This is a genomic window from Burkholderia sp. Se-20373 (assembly GCF_017104705.1).
Taxonomy (GTDB): domain Bacteria; phylum Pseudomonadota; class Gammaproteobacteria; order Burkholderiales; family Burkholderiaceae; genus Burkholderia.
This window is the reverse complement of the sequence record NZ_JAAGPH010000054.1, coordinates 1-14,843: the sequence shown is the minus strand read 5'-3', so window position 1 is coordinate 14,843 and position 14,843 is coordinate 1. Positions and strand designations below refer to the sequence as shown.

14 protein-coding genes are annotated in these 14,843 nt (G+C 62.7%); 3 read left to right on the top strand and 11 right to left on the bottom strand.

From position 1 onward, the window contains the following. Positions 1-45: 45 nt before the first annotated feature. Together G3N96_RS19030 and G3N96_RS19025 are read right to left on the bottom strand one after the other, a co-directional pair. A complete protein-coding gene (locus tag G3N96_RS19030; RefSeq protein WP_206138118.1) occupies positions 46-1,395 on the bottom strand; it encodes a reverse transcriptase family protein in 1,350 nt (449 codons plus the stop codon). Positions 1,396-1,660: 265 nt separating this feature from the next. Then, entirely contained in the window at positions 1,661-1,978 is a 318-nt protein-coding gene (locus tag G3N96_RS19025; protein ID WP_241022721.1) for a hypothetical protein, read from the bottom strand. Positions 1,979-2,563: 585 nt separating this feature from the next. On the opposite strand from G3N96_RS19025, the gene G3N96_RS19020 reads away from it, so the two are divergent. After that, positions 2,564-2,836: a hypothetical protein gene (locus tag G3N96_RS19020; RefSeq protein WP_206138117.1), complete on the top strand. Its 273-nt coding sequence runs from the start codon at positions 2,564-2,566 to the stop codon at positions 2,834-2,836. 351 nt (positions 2,837-3,187) lie between these two features. Here G3N96_RS19020 and G3N96_RS19015 read toward each other — a convergent pair whose 3' ends face one another. The 4 genes from G3N96_RS19015 to G3N96_RS18995 form a co-directional block, all read right to left on the bottom strand. Beyond that, positions 3,188-4,111 carry a LysR family transcriptional regulator gene (locus G3N96_RS19015; protein WP_206138116.1) on the bottom strand — a complete coding sequence of 308 codons (924 nt, stop codon included), beginning with the start codon at positions 4,109-4,111 and terminating at the stop codon, positions 3,188-3,190. 122 nt (positions 4,112-4,233) lie between these two features. Continuing rightward, positions 4,234-4,791 (bottom strand): ester cyclase, encoded by a 558-nt coding sequence (locus G3N96_RS19010; RefSeq protein WP_206138115.1) that lies wholly within the window; start codon positions 4,789-4,791, stop codon positions 4,234-4,236. 72 nt (positions 4,792-4,863) lie between these two features. After that, positions 4,864-6,045: an MFS transporter gene (locus G3N96_RS19005; protein WP_206138114.1), complete on the bottom strand. Its 1,182-nt coding sequence runs from the start codon at positions 6,043-6,045 to the stop codon at positions 4,864-4,866. Positions 6,046-6,551: 506 nt separating this feature from the next. Continuing rightward, complete coding sequence (locus G3N96_RS18995; RefSeq protein WP_241022720.1) at positions 6,552-7,598, bottom strand: polysaccharide deacetylase family protein; 1,047 nt, start codon at positions 7,596-7,598, stop codon at positions 6,552-6,554. On the opposite strand from G3N96_RS18995, the gene G3N96_RS18990 reads away from it, so the two are divergent. After that, complete coding sequence (locus tag G3N96_RS18990; RefSeq protein ID WP_124578782.1) at positions 7,578-7,850, top strand: hypothetical protein; 273 nt, start codon at positions 7,578-7,580, stop codon at positions 7,848-7,850. The two genes, G3N96_RS18995 and G3N96_RS18990, sit on opposite strands and share 21 nt — an antisense overlap. 318 nt (positions 7,851-8,168) lie before the next feature. Here the strand turns inward: G3N96_RS18990 and G3N96_RS18985 are convergent, their stop codons facing one another. From G3N96_RS18985 to G3N96_RS18970, 4 genes are all read right to left on the bottom strand, one after another. Then, entirely contained in the window at positions 8,169-8,879 is a 711-nt protein-coding gene (locus G3N96_RS18985; RefSeq protein WP_124578780.1) for an SDR family oxidoreductase, read from the bottom strand. Between the two features lie 179 nt (positions 8,880-9,058). Beyond that, positions 9,059-9,463 carry an extradiol dioxygenase gene (locus G3N96_RS18980; RefSeq protein WP_206138113.1) on the bottom strand — a complete coding sequence of 135 codons (405 nt, stop codon included), beginning with the start codon at positions 9,461-9,463 and terminating at the stop codon, positions 9,059-9,061. A 273-nt stretch (positions 9,464-9,736) separates the two neighbouring features. After that, the gene (locus G3N96_RS18975) at positions 9,737-10,702 is read right to left on the bottom strand and encodes an SDR family oxidoreductase (protein ID WP_206138112.1); all 966 of its coding nucleotides are present in this window, start codon (positions 10,700-10,702) and stop codon (positions 9,737-9,739) included. Positions 10,703-11,055: 353 nt separating this feature from the next. Continuing rightward, positions 11,056-11,469, bottom strand: a complete 414-nt coding sequence (locus tag G3N96_RS18970) for a DoxX family protein (RefSeq protein WP_089444519.1) — start codon at positions 11,467-11,469, stop codon at positions 11,056-11,058. Between the two features lie 760 nt (positions 11,470-12,229). Between G3N96_RS18970 and G3N96_RS18965 the strand changes: the two genes are divergently transcribed. After that, positions 12,230-12,634 (top strand): MbcA/ParS/Xre antitoxin family protein, encoded by a 405-nt coding sequence (locus G3N96_RS18965; protein WP_241022719.1) that lies wholly within the window; start codon positions 12,230-12,232, stop codon positions 12,632-12,634. On the opposite strand, the gene G3N96_RS18960 is transcribed toward G3N96_RS18965, so the two are convergent. Next, on the bottom strand, positions 12,583-14,640 hold the full coding sequence (locus tag G3N96_RS18960) for a hypothetical protein (protein WP_206138110.1): 2,058 nt from the start codon (positions 14,638-14,640) through the stop codon (positions 12,583-12,585). The genes G3N96_RS18965 and G3N96_RS18960 overlap by 52 nt on opposite strands. Between the last annotated feature and the right edge of the window lie 203 nt (positions 14,641-14,843).

The following is a 14,843-nucleotide window of genomic DNA, read 5'->3' as shown; positions in this document are numbered from 1 at the left end:
CGTGTTGCAGAAGTCGTCGGCCGGCGTCGATGCGGATACGTCGGATTACTGGCCGACGTCGCGCGCGTCCCACTGGATCCGGTCGAACAGCGCGCGCAGCTTCGCGCCGCGCGCCGCGTTCAGCGCGGCCGCATGCGCGACACGCCCGGCGAGATGCGCGCGGAAATCCGGATGCGCATCGCGATTCTGCGACGCGGGGCCGCTGCGGATGCAGTTGGTCAGGATCGCTTTCAGGAGATCGAACGCATCGCGCGCCAGGTTCGGATGACGATTGACGACCACGCCGGCGAGTTGCTGCCGCGTGCCGCGCCGCATCACGCGCGTCTTGCGCAGTTGCAGCGCAAAGCCTTCCTCGAGCGCGATCGCGGCGACCCGGACCTGCAGCCGTTCGACGTCGCGCGCCAGCGTGCCGCCGCCGGAGAAGGCGAGATCGTCGGCATAGCGCGTGTAGGTTGCATCGAGCGAACGCGCGAGCGCGGCGAGCCGCATGTCGAACCGGAACGCGCTCAGGTTCGCCAGCGCCGGCGACGTCGGCGCGCCCTGCGGCAGATGGCGCTCTCGATAACGCTGGCGGCCGATCCAGTCGAACCGGTCGCGCAGGTCCGGCGCGAGCAGCCGTGCGGACGGCACGCGGTTGGTGCACAGCCCGGTGAGCGTGCGCGCGACTTCGGCCGGATACCCGAGCGTGACGAACAGCGCGTGCACGCGGGCGGCGCGTATCGATACGAAGAAGTCCGCGAGATCGAAACGGACGACGACATCGCGATCCGCATGGGGCGCCGCGAACGACACGATCCCGTGCCCCTTGCGAAAGCCGTGTACCGCACCGTGCGGCGCGATGCGATCGAGCAGCCCGTGCAGGATGCGGCGCTGCGCTTCGCGCAGCCGGCCTTTCGGGATTTCGACGAGGCGGCTGCCGCCGCTGCGCTTGTCGTGCGCCACGTACGTGTAGTGATGCAACGGCGTGGCGCTGCTGCGCGCGTCGACCCGCCAGTGGTCGGACAGCCAGTCGAGCGCCGGCGCGCTCACGCCGAGCCAGCCGGCCAGATCGCCGGGCGTCGCCCATTGCGGCACGTCGCAGCCGGCGAGCGGCGCCGGCAACGGTTGCTGGACGGGAGGGCGCCGTATGACGCGGATCACGGCCGGCCGATCCTCGCGATACCAGGCGCGCACGAACGCGGCCGCATCGGCCAGCACCGCCGCAAGCACGTCGATGTCGACGTCGGCCCAGTTCGCGCCGAAGCGGGCGAGCGCGACGTCCGCGCATTCGTGCGCCCACGGCTGCGCGCCGCCGAGCACGGCAGCCATGCGCGCGATGACGCCGCCGCGCTCGGGCGACCCGGCGAGCATCGCCTCGGCAATCGTGCGGGTGGTATCGCGCAGGGATGAATGCATGGAGAAAGATGGGCGGGACGATGAGCCAACGTGACTGGTGCTGCGAGGGGAGGCGTTACGCCACGCGCAACCCGGCCCCTTGCGACGCATCGGGGTGTCAATCTCATCCACGGGGTAGCCCCGTAGTCCTGGAACATCGGCTGCCTGTTCCGGGCGTGTGCTTGACCCACCGGCCCGCGATGCGACTTTAATGGCCGCGAACGCGGCGTGTCAAACCGGGTGGCGATCCGGCGCCGCGGCGGCGCGCCGGATCGCGATGCGCAACCTACGCGTGCCGTGAAAACAGTTCGCGGTACGCGATCGGCGCGACGCCGACGCCGGCCATGTTGTTCAGCATCGTGGCCCAGGTCGCGTTGTCGACGCTGACCGGAAACGACCGCACGCGGTTGGCGAGCAGCCAGAAGGTGCGCGTCATGCCGTTGCTCATCGCGACTTCGTACCCGCTTCCTTCGAGCCAATAGCCGACCGGCGGCAGCGCCACCGGTTCGAGGCGGCCGGCCCGGAACGCGGCGGCGGCCGGATGGGATCGTGATTTGTTCGAATACGTCAGGGGACGGGCGATTACATCGTCACGTGTTTGCAATCCGCGGGCCCGGTGCCCTGACGTTCCCGGTGGGTTCGGGAACTGGCGCAGTGTAGCGTCTTTCCGGGTCGGCACGAATCAACTCGGCCGGCGCCGACTGCAGCATCGACGGATCAGCGCTGCGCAGTTCAAGCACCGGACGAACCACACGCTCGAATGCTCGAACCCTCATGAACACCCATGCGCTTCACCTGCCACGCCATCAACCAGAGAATCAATATTCGTCGTCGATTATATAAATATCGAAACAATCAAAAATAAAAACAACATCCCGCAGAATTCAATGAAATCAAATTCAAACAAAAATTATCGAATTCGATTAACGATAAATTAATACGATTGGCGCCCTCAAAATCAAATAAATAGTCTGTGTTGTGCGCCGCAACACCGTGATTCAAACATCAACGAGATACGGAGGCGCACATGAATCAGTTCATTCATGCGTTGTCGCAGAGTTTCCCCTTATCAGGCCACCGTTGATTTCCAGGCATTTGTGAATCAGCAATCCGGAAAGACATACCTGTCTTCCCGGACATGGCCGACGTCGTCAGATCGCATTAATACATTCAATATCAAAGGAAAGTCATGAAGAAGATTGCAACCGTGCTGTGTTCAGCACTGATGCTCGCCTCCACGTGCGCGTCCGCCCAGGCGCTTTGCAAGGCCGGCAAGATCGACAAGATCGAAACCGACGCCACCGGCAACCTGCTGGTGACCATCAACGACGGCGTCTACTCGTTCAGTGCGAAGGAAGTTTATTCAATTATTTACCAGGCCTATTCAGAAAACAGGAATCTGTTTATCTACGGAAACAATTGTGCGAACGGCTCGCCGGCAACCCGCTTTGCCATTCGTTAATCGACCTTAACGCTCGACGATTATCGATACGTGGAGCACGGGGCTGGATTGACATTCCGAATCCAGTGCCATCGCGGGCTGTGGGGTCGGCGCTGCGCGTCATGACACCACACCCGCGGCCCGCTCCACCCCCATTCCGGTATCCATGGAGCAGCCGTGCTTGCCGCGACGAGTCACGCGTTGACCGGTATTTTTCATCCCGACCACCTCCGGCGCCCGCAAGGACAGTGCCGACCCGCATCGCGACGGCCATCGTGCTCGATCGGCGAACGCGATGTCGCGAACGTGGGCCGAATCGAATGTCTTCACGCGCCACCCCGACGAACGCAGAGTGCCTGCGATCGCGGGACACTACCGCAGAAACGGCGCCAGCGCGTCGGAAGCTTCGGAGAACCGCTGCTCGAGGAAGTCGAGCAACGTGCGCACGCGTGGCGCCATATATGGCGTGCGTTGAAACAGCGCGTTCACCGGCACGTCCGGGCAGCGCCACTCCTGCAGAAGCAGCTTGAGCCGCCCGGCCTGAAGATCAGCGCCGATGTCCCAGATCGATTTCATGGCCACGCCGCGCCCCTCGATCGCCCATTCGCGAGCAAGCGAACCATCATTGGTCTGACGGGAACGGTCGAGCGGCGCGGTGAACGACGCGGTCTCCCCGTCGCGCGCGAAACGCCAGTTGTTCGCCGCGCCGGCCGCCGAAGAAAGGACGATGCATCGATGCTCGCGCAAATCGTCGGGATGGTTCGGCATGCCGTGCTCGGCGATGTAGTCGGGCGACGCGCAAAGCGCGCGGCGATTGTCGGCCATGCGCTTGGCGACCAGCGAGCTGTCCGCCGGCACGCCGAACCGGATCGCGAGATCGATATCGTCCTGCAGCAGGTGCGACAGTGAATCCGAGAGCACGAGCGTCAACGTGACGTTCGGATGGCGTTCGTTGAATGCGTCGAGCCATCGACGCAGCACGGTGCGCCCGAAATCGGAGGTAGCCGATACGCGCAACGCCCCGCTCACCGATGCACGTCCGGCCTGCAACGCCGCGCGCGCATCTTCCAGCGTTTGCAGCGCATGCTGGCAATGGACGAGATACAGACGGCCTTCATCCGTGAGGCGCAGCTTGCGGGTCGAACGCTCGAACAGCTGAGTGTGGAGCTCTCCCTCGAGCTTGACGAGCCGGGCGCTCGCCGCTGCGGGGGATAGTCCGAGCTTTCTTCCGGCCGCCGACAGACTGCCCTGGCTTGCTGCTTCGACGAAAAGGCGAATGTCACCGAGATTGTCCATGGTCGCGTCGCGCGAAAGGAATGTTGGGGGGTGCCGCGCGATGCGCCGCGGGGACCGGGCATGGTAACGCGATGCGGACGGACGAGGAAAAGGCCGACCGGCAGGATCGGCCCCCGGCCCGCTTACCTGGCAACCACGCCGAGCTGTTGCAGGAACGTCAGGTTGTCTTCGAGATGCCAGTTGTCGGTGATCTTGCCGTCGCGAATGCGATAGATGTCCGTGGCGATGAAGTCGACCACCTGCCCCTTGCCCTGCACGCCGTTGAAGGTGCCGGTGAAGTGGCCGGTGAAGTGCAGATGGGTGACGACGCGGTCGCCGGCGACGATCATCTGTTCGACGTCGGCGTGGACGTCCGGCACGGCGCGATGGAAGCCTTGCGATGCAGCCAGCGGCCCGGCGATACCCTGCGGCCGACCGGCGGGCAACGTGCGGTCCGTGAAATCGGCCGCCAGCGCCTCACGGGCCTGGGCCTCGTCGCCCGTGCTCCAGAAGGTATCGTAAAGGCGTGCCGCGCGGATCTGTTGCTCGGCCTGCCGCTTCGAGAGGCGCTTGTCGACGATCAGCGTTTTCGGCTGCACGAGATCGTCGCCGGTCGCGGCGACGGCAGGCAACGCGGCAGCGGCGGTGGCCGCGGCCAGCGCGATGCGGGAAACGGCGGAAAGGACGGTGCGGGTTTTCATGACGGGCTCCTTGAGTGTGTACGCGATGCGCGATGAACGGATTGAATCCGACAGTGGTGCGACTTGGGTCATTCAGGCTGGAAAGCGGGCGGTGCGATTCGCTTGTGCGGTCTCGCGTCGATCAAGCCGGGACGCGAAAGCGGTCACCGCAATCGCCATCAGCGTCATCGCGGCGGCCACGAGCGGCAGCGTGTCGAGTGCCTGCCCGTGCGAAAGCGCCATGCCGCCGAGCCACGCACCCATCGCATTCCCCACGTTGAACGCGCCGATGTTGAGCGTCGATGCGAGGTTCGGTGCGCTCGCGGCCTTGCTCAGCACGCGCATCTGCAGGCCCGGAACCGTCGCGAATGCCGCGACACCCCAGACGAAAATCGTCAGCACCGATGCCACGGGATGATGCATGGTGCGACTGAACACCACCATGATCGCGACCAGCACGACGAACACGCCCGTCAGCGCCCGCATCACGCCGCGATCGGCAAGCTTGCCGCCGAGCGCATTGCCGATGGCCAGACCGATGCCGAACAGCACGAGAATCTTCGTCACGCCGCTCGGCGCGAATCCGCTCGCCTGCTCGAGCGCGGGGGTGATATAGGTGAACACCACGAACATGCCGCCAAAGCCGAGCACCGTCATCAACAGGGCGAGCCATACCTGCGGGTGCTTGAGCACGCCTACTTCGTGCGCAAGGCTCGCGGATTGCGCTTCGTGCGTGTTCGGCACGAGCGCCACGAGGGCCAGCGCGGCGAGCACGCCTGCACCGGCGACGGACCAGAATGCGGCACGCCAGCCGAGCATCTGGCCGATGAAGGTGCCGAGCGGCACGCCGAGCACGTTGGCGAGCGCAAGACCGGTAAACATCAATGCGACGGCACTCGCGCGCTTGTCCTCCGGCACGAGCGACGCGGCAACGACCGACCCGATGCCGAAGAACGAGCCATGCGCGAACGACGTGACGACGCGGGCGATCATGAGGCTCGTGTAGCCCGGCGCGACCGCGCACAGAATATTGCCGACGATGAAGATCCCCATCAGCAGCAGAAGCGCCCACTTGCGCGGCATGCGGCTGGTGAGGATGGCGAGCAGCGGCGCGCCCACGGCGACGCCCAGCGCATAGCCGCTCACGAGCAGCCCCGCCGACGGGATGGAAACGGAAAGCGACTGCGCGACATCGGGCAGGATGCCCATGATGACGAATTCCGTGGTGCCGATCGCAAAAGCGCTCAGGGCCAGCGCGAGAATGGGAAGTGGCATGGCTGTCTCCGGGAAGGCGGCGAAGCCGCGGTGGATGTGCAGCCATTCTGCTTGCCACCGTGCAGATTGATAATTGGCCTCCGTCTTGAATCATTTTCAATCCGGACAAGAAAATCAACACACGGGCGACACTGCAGCGAGCGTGCCGCTGCGCAGGTGGGTTTTGGCGAGAAACGCGGGAATCGTGCGAGGCCCGCGCCAAGCACGGCGGCTTCGGCGAGCGCTTCACCGTGGTTGAGGCGGAAGCGGCACTCGATGGTCAGCGTGACCGTTCGCCCCTGTTCGACGCACCCGAGTGGCCCATCGCGGCCCGTGGTCGGCATGCGAAACGCAATGAGGCGATGCTTTCGCAAATCGCCAACCGCACGAATCGTCGAATTGACCGCCAGGTCATCCGGATGCCAGCGCAGGATCAGCGCCGCTTCGCCGATACGACGGGCGACAAGCGAAGCATCGTCGAGCGCCTTCGCACGATCGCACCGGTGCGAAGGCGCTCGGGCAGCCCGCTAGATCGTCTCGCTTTCGCGTACCGTCATCGGGCTTTGCAGGACGAACCGCGCGATGTCGTCCTTGCGCATGAACGCAACGCCGGGATGGCTCTTCGCATGACGCAGGAACGCATCCCATGCACGCGTCATCTGCGGCGTGCCGCTGATACGGTCATGTGCGCTGATCGACATCATGCGCCGACGTGTTCCCGCTTCTTCGTACAGCTTATCAAAATCGAACTTGATCTGTTCGAGGAACTTGTCCGGCGAGTAATTCCGCCCCTCCACCAGCAGGATGTCGTTATTGCGCAGCGTATACGGAATCACGACGAAATCCTTGCCGTTGACCTTTTCGATGAACGGCTCGTCGCGGCTCGTATCGTCGATGTGATAGACGTAGCCCAGCTCCTGCAGCAGCGACAGCGTGTTCGGCCCGCGTCGCAGCCAGTTCGCGTTGTAGCCGATCGGACGTTGGCCCGTCACCTCCTCCACCATCGATCGCGCCTGGATCAGAAACTCGCGTTCCCGCGGTCGCGACATCGCGTACTGCGAGTTCCAGGTCGGCCCATGGCCCGACGCTTCGTGGCCGCGCGCCACGATTTCGCGCGCCACCTGCGGATGCCGCTTCGCCGCCTCGCCGATCATGTGACTCGTCACCTTCACGTCATGACGATCCCACAGATCCAGCATTCGGGGAATGCCCTCGCGATACCCGTACGCAAACCATGCTTGCGCGGCAAGGTCGGCGGGCACGCTCGCCGGGAAATCGACTTTCGGAAACGGATTGTCGGCGCCCTTTGGGGGCTGTCCGCCCGCCTCGAACTGCATCGAGATCGAAATGACCAGCCGTGCACCGTTCGGCCAGAATTCACCCGGCACGGGTGCGGCGACCGCGGCCGATCGGGGGCTGCCCGTTTGCGCACCGGCCGGTGCGGATTGAAGCATCGCGCCGACGGCGAACGCGCCCGCGCCTATTCCGGCCTTGGTCAGGAACGAACGGCGCGTCGGTTGATCGGGCGCCTGCTCGGCCGGATCACGATCCACATGATCGATTTGAATTGCCATGGACAATCTCCTCATGACGCGCAAGCGCGTCGCTCGCACCGCAACGCGATGCATGATGACGAACGAAGGGGTATGGAATGTCACGCAGATTCATGCGCGTACAACCCATTTTCGGAAAGCGGTCCCGCTTTGAAAATGGGTCTTGAAATGAACAGACTTTCAATCCAGACCAAAAAATCGGTGTTCCGTCCGGATACGGCAAGCCCGCTCGGCCTGCCGCACTTCAATGCGTCGATACCCTTCGGTAAATGACGGTGAGCGTCAGCAGCAACGTCGGCGCCGTCGCATCGGGATGGTGACCCCTCAATCATCCGAACACGATCGGCCCAGCAAAAACCAATCAGGCTTCCGAATCAATTGATCGTCGCGACCCCCGCCATCTCGGCCGCGCCGGTCAATCGCATGGTCGGCCGGCGCCAAAACAGCGGCAATCGGTGCGATCGACACGTACGCACGATCGCTCGTCATGCCGACGATATCGGCCCTGCTCGCGCGACACCCGCAGTGATACGTGTCCGTTCAGGAACTTCCGGCTGCGGCGATCGACCAGGTCTTCAACCGGCCCGGCCGCTACGCGATCGCGCCGCCACCGTCGACCAGCACCGTCGAGCCGGTCGCGTACGGGGTCGACGCGAGATAGAGCACGGCGTTCGCGACGTCCTCGGGTTGACCGACACGGCCGGCCGGCAAGCGCGCCGCGGCGCCTTCGTACATCCTGTCCCGCGCCTGCGCATCGAGCTTCGACCAGAGCGGCGTCGCGATCAGGCCCGGGGATACCGTATTCACCCGCACGGGCGACAGCTCGAGCGCGAGCCCCCGCGCCAGCGATTCGAGCGCCGCGTTGATCGCGCCTTGCAGGACCGAGGTCTTGCTCGGCCGCACGCTCAGGAAGCCCGACACGAACGTCAGCGACCCGCCCTGCCGAATGCGTACGGCCCGCGCGACGCGATAGGCTCCCCAGAACTTGCTGTCCATCGCCGCGTAGGCATCGGCGAGCGCGAGACCACGCACTGGCCCGGTGGGTGTCTGCGCGGCCGACACGACGACGTGGTCGAATTCGCCCGCCGATTCGAAGAATGCACGTACGCTCGTATCGTCGGTCGTGTCCATCACACCGGTTCGCACGCCGTGACCGATCCTCGCCGCGCTCGCCGCCAGTTTGACCGCGTCGCGCGACGCGATCGTCACGCTCGCCCCGGCCGCCGCAAAGGCCCGCGCGGCCGCTTCGCCGATTCCCGAGCTTCCGCCGACCACCAGCACATCTTGTCCATCGAATTTCATCGTTCGCTTCCTCCGATCAAAAGCGTGTTCCCGAGCGTGAAGCCGTGCCCGCCGCACGCGTCAAATGTTCCGAATACCGCTTGCGGCCGAGGATCGTCGGCCGCCACGCCGAATCGCCGCTGTCGCCCGGAAAAGCCGGCAAGCGTCATGTGTCTCGCGAGACGATTCGGCGGATCCGGTCATCCGTCAGGAGTCCCGGGCTGCTCGCCGGCCGCGAGCGTCGTCACGAATTCGACGGAAACCCCCGGCGCAATGGACACGAACAACTGAAGCTCATTGGACAACGGGACTTCACTCAGCGAGTAGTCGATCCGACTGCCGGACAGCCGATCGATCAACGTCGCCCATTCGCGGTGTGTGTCGACGCGAAGCGCAATGTGATCGATGCGCGGCGTGCTACGGCCTGCGTGCGCCGGTCGCGTCGCGCGCGTGACATGAATCATCGGGCGGCTATCGAGGTACAACCAGTAGCCATCCACCCTGAACGGCGGTCGAGGCCCGGTATCGAGACCGGCGACCTCATCGAAAAAGCGGCGTGTCCCGTCAATGTCATCGGTAACGATGGTGGCGTGGTCGAAATGCATGCTTCGTGTCCATGCTGGAAAGCCTGGTACGCATTCTGTCGCACGTCGGTCGGTCTTGATAATTGGCTTCGCCATTGAATGATCTTCAATGACGACAAGAAGATGGGGCCGCCGGTTGCCCGGGGTCTCGGTTTCGTCGCATGCCAGCGGATTCGCGAGACACGATGTCACCGCGACGCCATGCATGCACGACGTCGGCAAGGTCGCGAACGGCATTCATGGCGCGGCCGCCGCACTGGACGCGTATGCGCGGGCCGCGCGGGGCGCCCGCTCCTACAGCCCCTGCGGCGCATCGCGCAGCACGGCGCGCAGCGCGGTATCGAACGGCGTCGCGTGGTCGATCCCGGCGGCGCGCACGCTCGATGCGTCCAGGTGGCAGTCATAGGGGCGCGGCGTCGCGTCGGTCGGCTGGTCGATTCGCTTGAGCGCGGCTTCGATGCCGAGCGCGGCCGCGATGCGCCGCGCGATGTCGTACTTCGTCATCGGCTCCTCGCCCGACCAGTGGCGGAGGCCCATGATCGACGCACCCGCGAGATGGCGCAGCGTCAGGTCGCGGATGACGTCCGCGACATCCGGCGTATACGTCGGGTAACGGATCGCCCATGCGTCCATGCCGACGGCTTCGGCGCCTGGCTGCGCGGACGCGACGATCGCCGGCACGAGGCTCGTGACGGCCGATTCGCTCCAGTCGACGATCGGGCCGAACAGCAGCGGCAGGCGTAACACGCACGACAGCGGCGACGCGGCGAGCAGGGCCGCCTCGCCTTCCAGCTTCGTGCGGCCGTAGATGTTCAGCGGGTTCGGTGCGGCGTCTTCGCGGTACGGAGCCGCCTTGCCGTCGAAAACGTAGTCGGTGGAGATGCCGAGCGTCCATGCGCCGTGACGCGCGGCGAGCGCGCCGATGCGGGCCGGGGCCGTGACGTTGATCGCCCGCGCGCCGGCAGGGTCGCGCTCGCAGACATCCGGGCGGCGCTCGGCCGCGCAGATGATCACGGCGGCCGGGCGACAGGCGGCGAAGAGGTGTTCGAGGGCCGGCTCGTCGAGGACGTCCAGTTCGGCGCGGTTTTCCGGGGGCAGCGCCAGGCGTCTGGCGCCGGCGCCTTGCGGGTTCCGGATGGTCGCGACGAGGTTCAGCGACGATTCGCGGGCCAGAGATGCGGCCACCGCACGGCCGAGGAGGCCGGCGGCGCCGATGAGGAGGACGGTCGGGAGGTCAGTCGACGAGGTCGGATTTGGCATGGGCGGTCATTCGGGTGACGGGGAAGTGCACGAGGTCGCGTTCGACGCTCGAGCTCGGGTCGCGGGGAGCATAGCCGAGTATGACAGCCGCTACATCGTGATGGCAGATCGCAACCCCGCGACGGGCGCGCGTCACGCGAGTCACGTGCGCCGCGGCCGACGGCCGGCGCTCGGCACGGCCCACCCGTCCACCGGGACGACGCCAGTCCTGCCGACGACGTCGACACGCCGCCCGGCCGCCCCCGCGCGCGAGCAATCCGCGGCGGCGCCACCTCACGCGCGTCGCCCGAAAGCAAAGCCCGGTGCGCTTGCACGCACCGGGCCGTCACCGCTGCGGAAAACCGCGCCCCGCGTTACTTCCGGTCGAGCGAATACCGCCCCGGCCCGGTCAGTGCGAGCAACAGCAGCCCGCCGATGATGCTCACGTTCTTGTAGAAGTTGATCATCGCCATGTATTGCTCCATCCCCTGCAGCGCCCAGTAGCGATGGCCGATCAACGCGGTCGCGAGCGTATAGGCGGCGAACACGAGTGCGAGCGGACGCGTGTAGAAGCCGACCGCGATCAGCAGGCCACCGGCCAGCTCGACCGCCACCGCGATCGCGGCCGCCAGCTCGGGCGCCGGGTTCCCCGTCGACGCCATGTACGCGACCGTGCCCGAGAAGCCGCTCAGCTTCTGCCAGCCGAACAGCACGAACAGGATCATCAACAGCACGCGAGCCGCCAGCAGCAGCTCGTCCTTCTTCGACTCCAGTGAAACGTAACGCATGACAATCACCCTTGAATTGACGGTTTGATGCGTCCGGTGCCGATACGCGCCCGATCGGCGCGCCAGGTCGGCAACGAACCACTCCTCGCACCATCGGACAGCAAGCCGGTTGGCCCGCCGCCGAAGAATCCGCCTGGTCACGCCGTTCCCGGCGCGCTCCGGATCGGTTCTGGCGAAGCACGGATGCAGTCTACTGTCTCCCAGCGAATCATCAATCCGTCAAAACAAGATTCGCTGTCACAACCAAGTGGACAATCGAGCGGAACAAGGCCGTGACGCAACAGCCATTGGTTCATCGCAAATAAAATCTGATCTGAAGCAAATAAATCTGAGCTTGCATTTTAAGACAATGAATATTGGTCCGAACACTAGTCGCGGACCCGCACAATGAGAAATAAATCTGTTCTCATACGACTAAATCATTGTAATTATTAGATATTTTTTGACAGCAAACCAACCCCCATTGACTGACTCAACCTGCTGAAGAGGTGCTTCGCCTTCATGTTTGACGCTCGGCTCACCTGCAGCCAAGAGAAGATAGTTCTGGGACCTCCAGTAAAATCAACGGCTTCCGTTGTTTTTCGCAATAAAACATGGACTACACGTTCGCGTTTGCAAACAAAAGTTGTCCCGTGACAACCTCATGCGCTGCCTGCATCCATATCTTTCACCCACTTGAACAAAGCCTTCGCACTACTGCTACTATTACGTAGCCAATATGTCGCATTGGAGTCGCAAAATGTCCGGTCGAGCTGACGCCATGCCGACGTTCAAGGCTGATTTCGGCGCCTTGATGAGCTACCTGCATGACGTCGATGGCAGCCCATTGTCGATTTCGCCGCGCCGCTACATCAGCGTGCTTCGTCTCGAACTGCAGGATCTCGCTACGCAAGCTCATGTCCATCGGAGCACGATCAGTCGTGCGCCGGATTCCGAGACAATCCAGCGCTATTTGCGCGAAGCGCTCCGCGTGCTCCGCGCAGCCACTGACGTCTCAGGCGATGTCGAGCGTGCGATTTTCTGGTTCAAGAACGAGCCGCTTCACGAGTTTGATTACAAAACGGCGCAGACTCTCGTATCTGAGGGGCGTGCAGACGCGGCGATCAAGTATCTTCAGATGGCCGAGGCAGGGTACCCAAGATGGCACGCTCGATTTTCCATGTAGTGGGTAATCTGCTCCTGGCCAGAAGCCGCATACGAGCTGGAATATCGAAAGCCGCACATCTTCAATTCGACCACTGCTGATAGTCCTCCCTCAAACTTCAAGAGTATGTCCAGACGCCCCGCCCCCGTCGCCAGCTCTTCAAAGACTGAAATTCGGTCCTGAAACCGAGCTTTCAGAAAAGTATGAAGAAAATCCTGAGCCTGCTTTTCTGGCCTTGGGATCCAATCGTAGTCAGTTCGAGCCGACTTTCGCGTCCAGAATGCCATCCGCTTGTCAGCAGCGACGAATGTCGCGTAGTCCCTCAACGCACTTTCCAGTTCGTCACGCGTGACATGTATTGTTGCCGGAACGAATTGAGCGGAGCTAACCGTGCCACCAGCTATGAGCGCACGCTCGCGCATAGCTGAGATCGTCCTGCGCATATCCTCGTTGTCGTGAGCAAGCCCCAACGCCTTGGTCAAGATCGTCACTGCGACATTGAAGTCCCCAGCTTCGACCAACGATCGTCCGTATGCATAAAGCAGCCCAACTTTCTCCCCGTACTTTTCGATTTCACTCTTGAGCAACCTTGCGGCTCCCACCCAGTCGTTCGATTTCCATAGAGAGTCGATCAACATATCGCGAGACGCCACGTCCAGTGGGTTTTCCTTGAGAATTTGGTTCAACCATGCGACTGCACGAATGTGCTGCCCTTCAGCGCGCAGAACAGTCGCAATCGCCAGCTTTACTGGACGCTCCATCAGGTCAGATCGCTGATTCTGCTGCAACTCTTTTAGTAACGCTTCCAATCGTCCAAGCTTCTCTGCGGCTGTTAGTTCTACATCATGCGTGGCCATCAAAACCCGAACGGCGGAGGTCAATTCTATATTTCCAAAATTACACGCCTCAGCGAGAAGCAATTCTGCCACGGAGGATTCAAACCGTTCAGCCAAACTGGCGACTCTCCGCGCCAAGCTGAAATACACTGAAGACATGGCTTGTTCCAACTCGCTTGCCTCATGATCAAAACGCTCCGAGTCGGCAAGCTCCCCCATGCTTGTGGCTGCTATCGATGCGAGGTGTAACGACGAAATGAGATGACTTTCCACCCCATGCACGTCACGCCTAAGCAAAATCGCTCGTTCGGCCTCATCGCGTGCACTCTTCCAGTCGTGCAACTCAATCAGACGAACTCCCCGCGCATGATGTATTGCAGCTCGAAGCTCGTTCGCGATTAATCCATTTTTATCAATAACCTCCATCATCGCGCTGAGCTGTTCCAACGCTGCGTCGGGGTTTTCGTGCTCGAGCAGCTTCGAAAGTCGCATTAAACTGCTAGCAGCCTCGCGTTTATCTCCACTCTGAAGGAATGCATCAACCGATAAGCGCGCGGCATGCTTCGCTTCCGGATCACCGTACGGTAAAACCAAGCTTATGTTTCTCCAGATCCACCCCCGTTCGCCAGCATCAAGTTTGTCTGGTCTTTCCACCAAGCGACGCCAAATGGCCAACGCAGACTCCGTTTCGCCTCTGGTTTTTGCAGCTACGGCTAGAATATTCTCGAGTGAAGTGCGCTTTGCATCACTTTGCCAATCTGGATGTCTCAGGAGAAACCGTACGTCATGATCGACCGCGTCGTACTTACCCGCTCGAGTCGCACTCGCCAAGCGAGTTTCGCAGATCATGCGCTTTGCCTCGTCATCCAGAGACATCACATCGATAAGGTACAGTGAGTCAACGAGGGCAATAGTCGGTGGCCAAAAAAAGGCCATGCCATTGATTCGCGCCTCGCGCACCACCATCGCTGCCGCCCGATGCTCTCCCGCCTGCACTAGCGGGAGAATATCGTCCGCCAGTTGATCTGTTTCCTTTTGAAAGCCCCCCTTCAACGCACCAAAGATGTCCGCGTGGAGTTCATCTGCGGCCTGATCATGACCATCAAGCCGCGAGAACGCACCCAAAGCGACCCCACGCACTGCATCAAACTGGAAAGTCAATTCAACGTCCGCAAGCGGCAGAGGTTGCACCTTGTACCCGAGTTCTATGAGAAGTTCCGTCGCGTGATTCAGTGCGATTGATAGTGTCTCGCTAGCAGACTGAGCCCTAGGGAAACACTGATTAATCAGGCTCGGCCGTCATCGCTGACGTAGCCGAGGACGTTGTAAAAGGAAGCTCACGGAACGGACCCATAGTGATGAAGCGGCAGATCAGCTTTGCAGAAGCGGAAAGT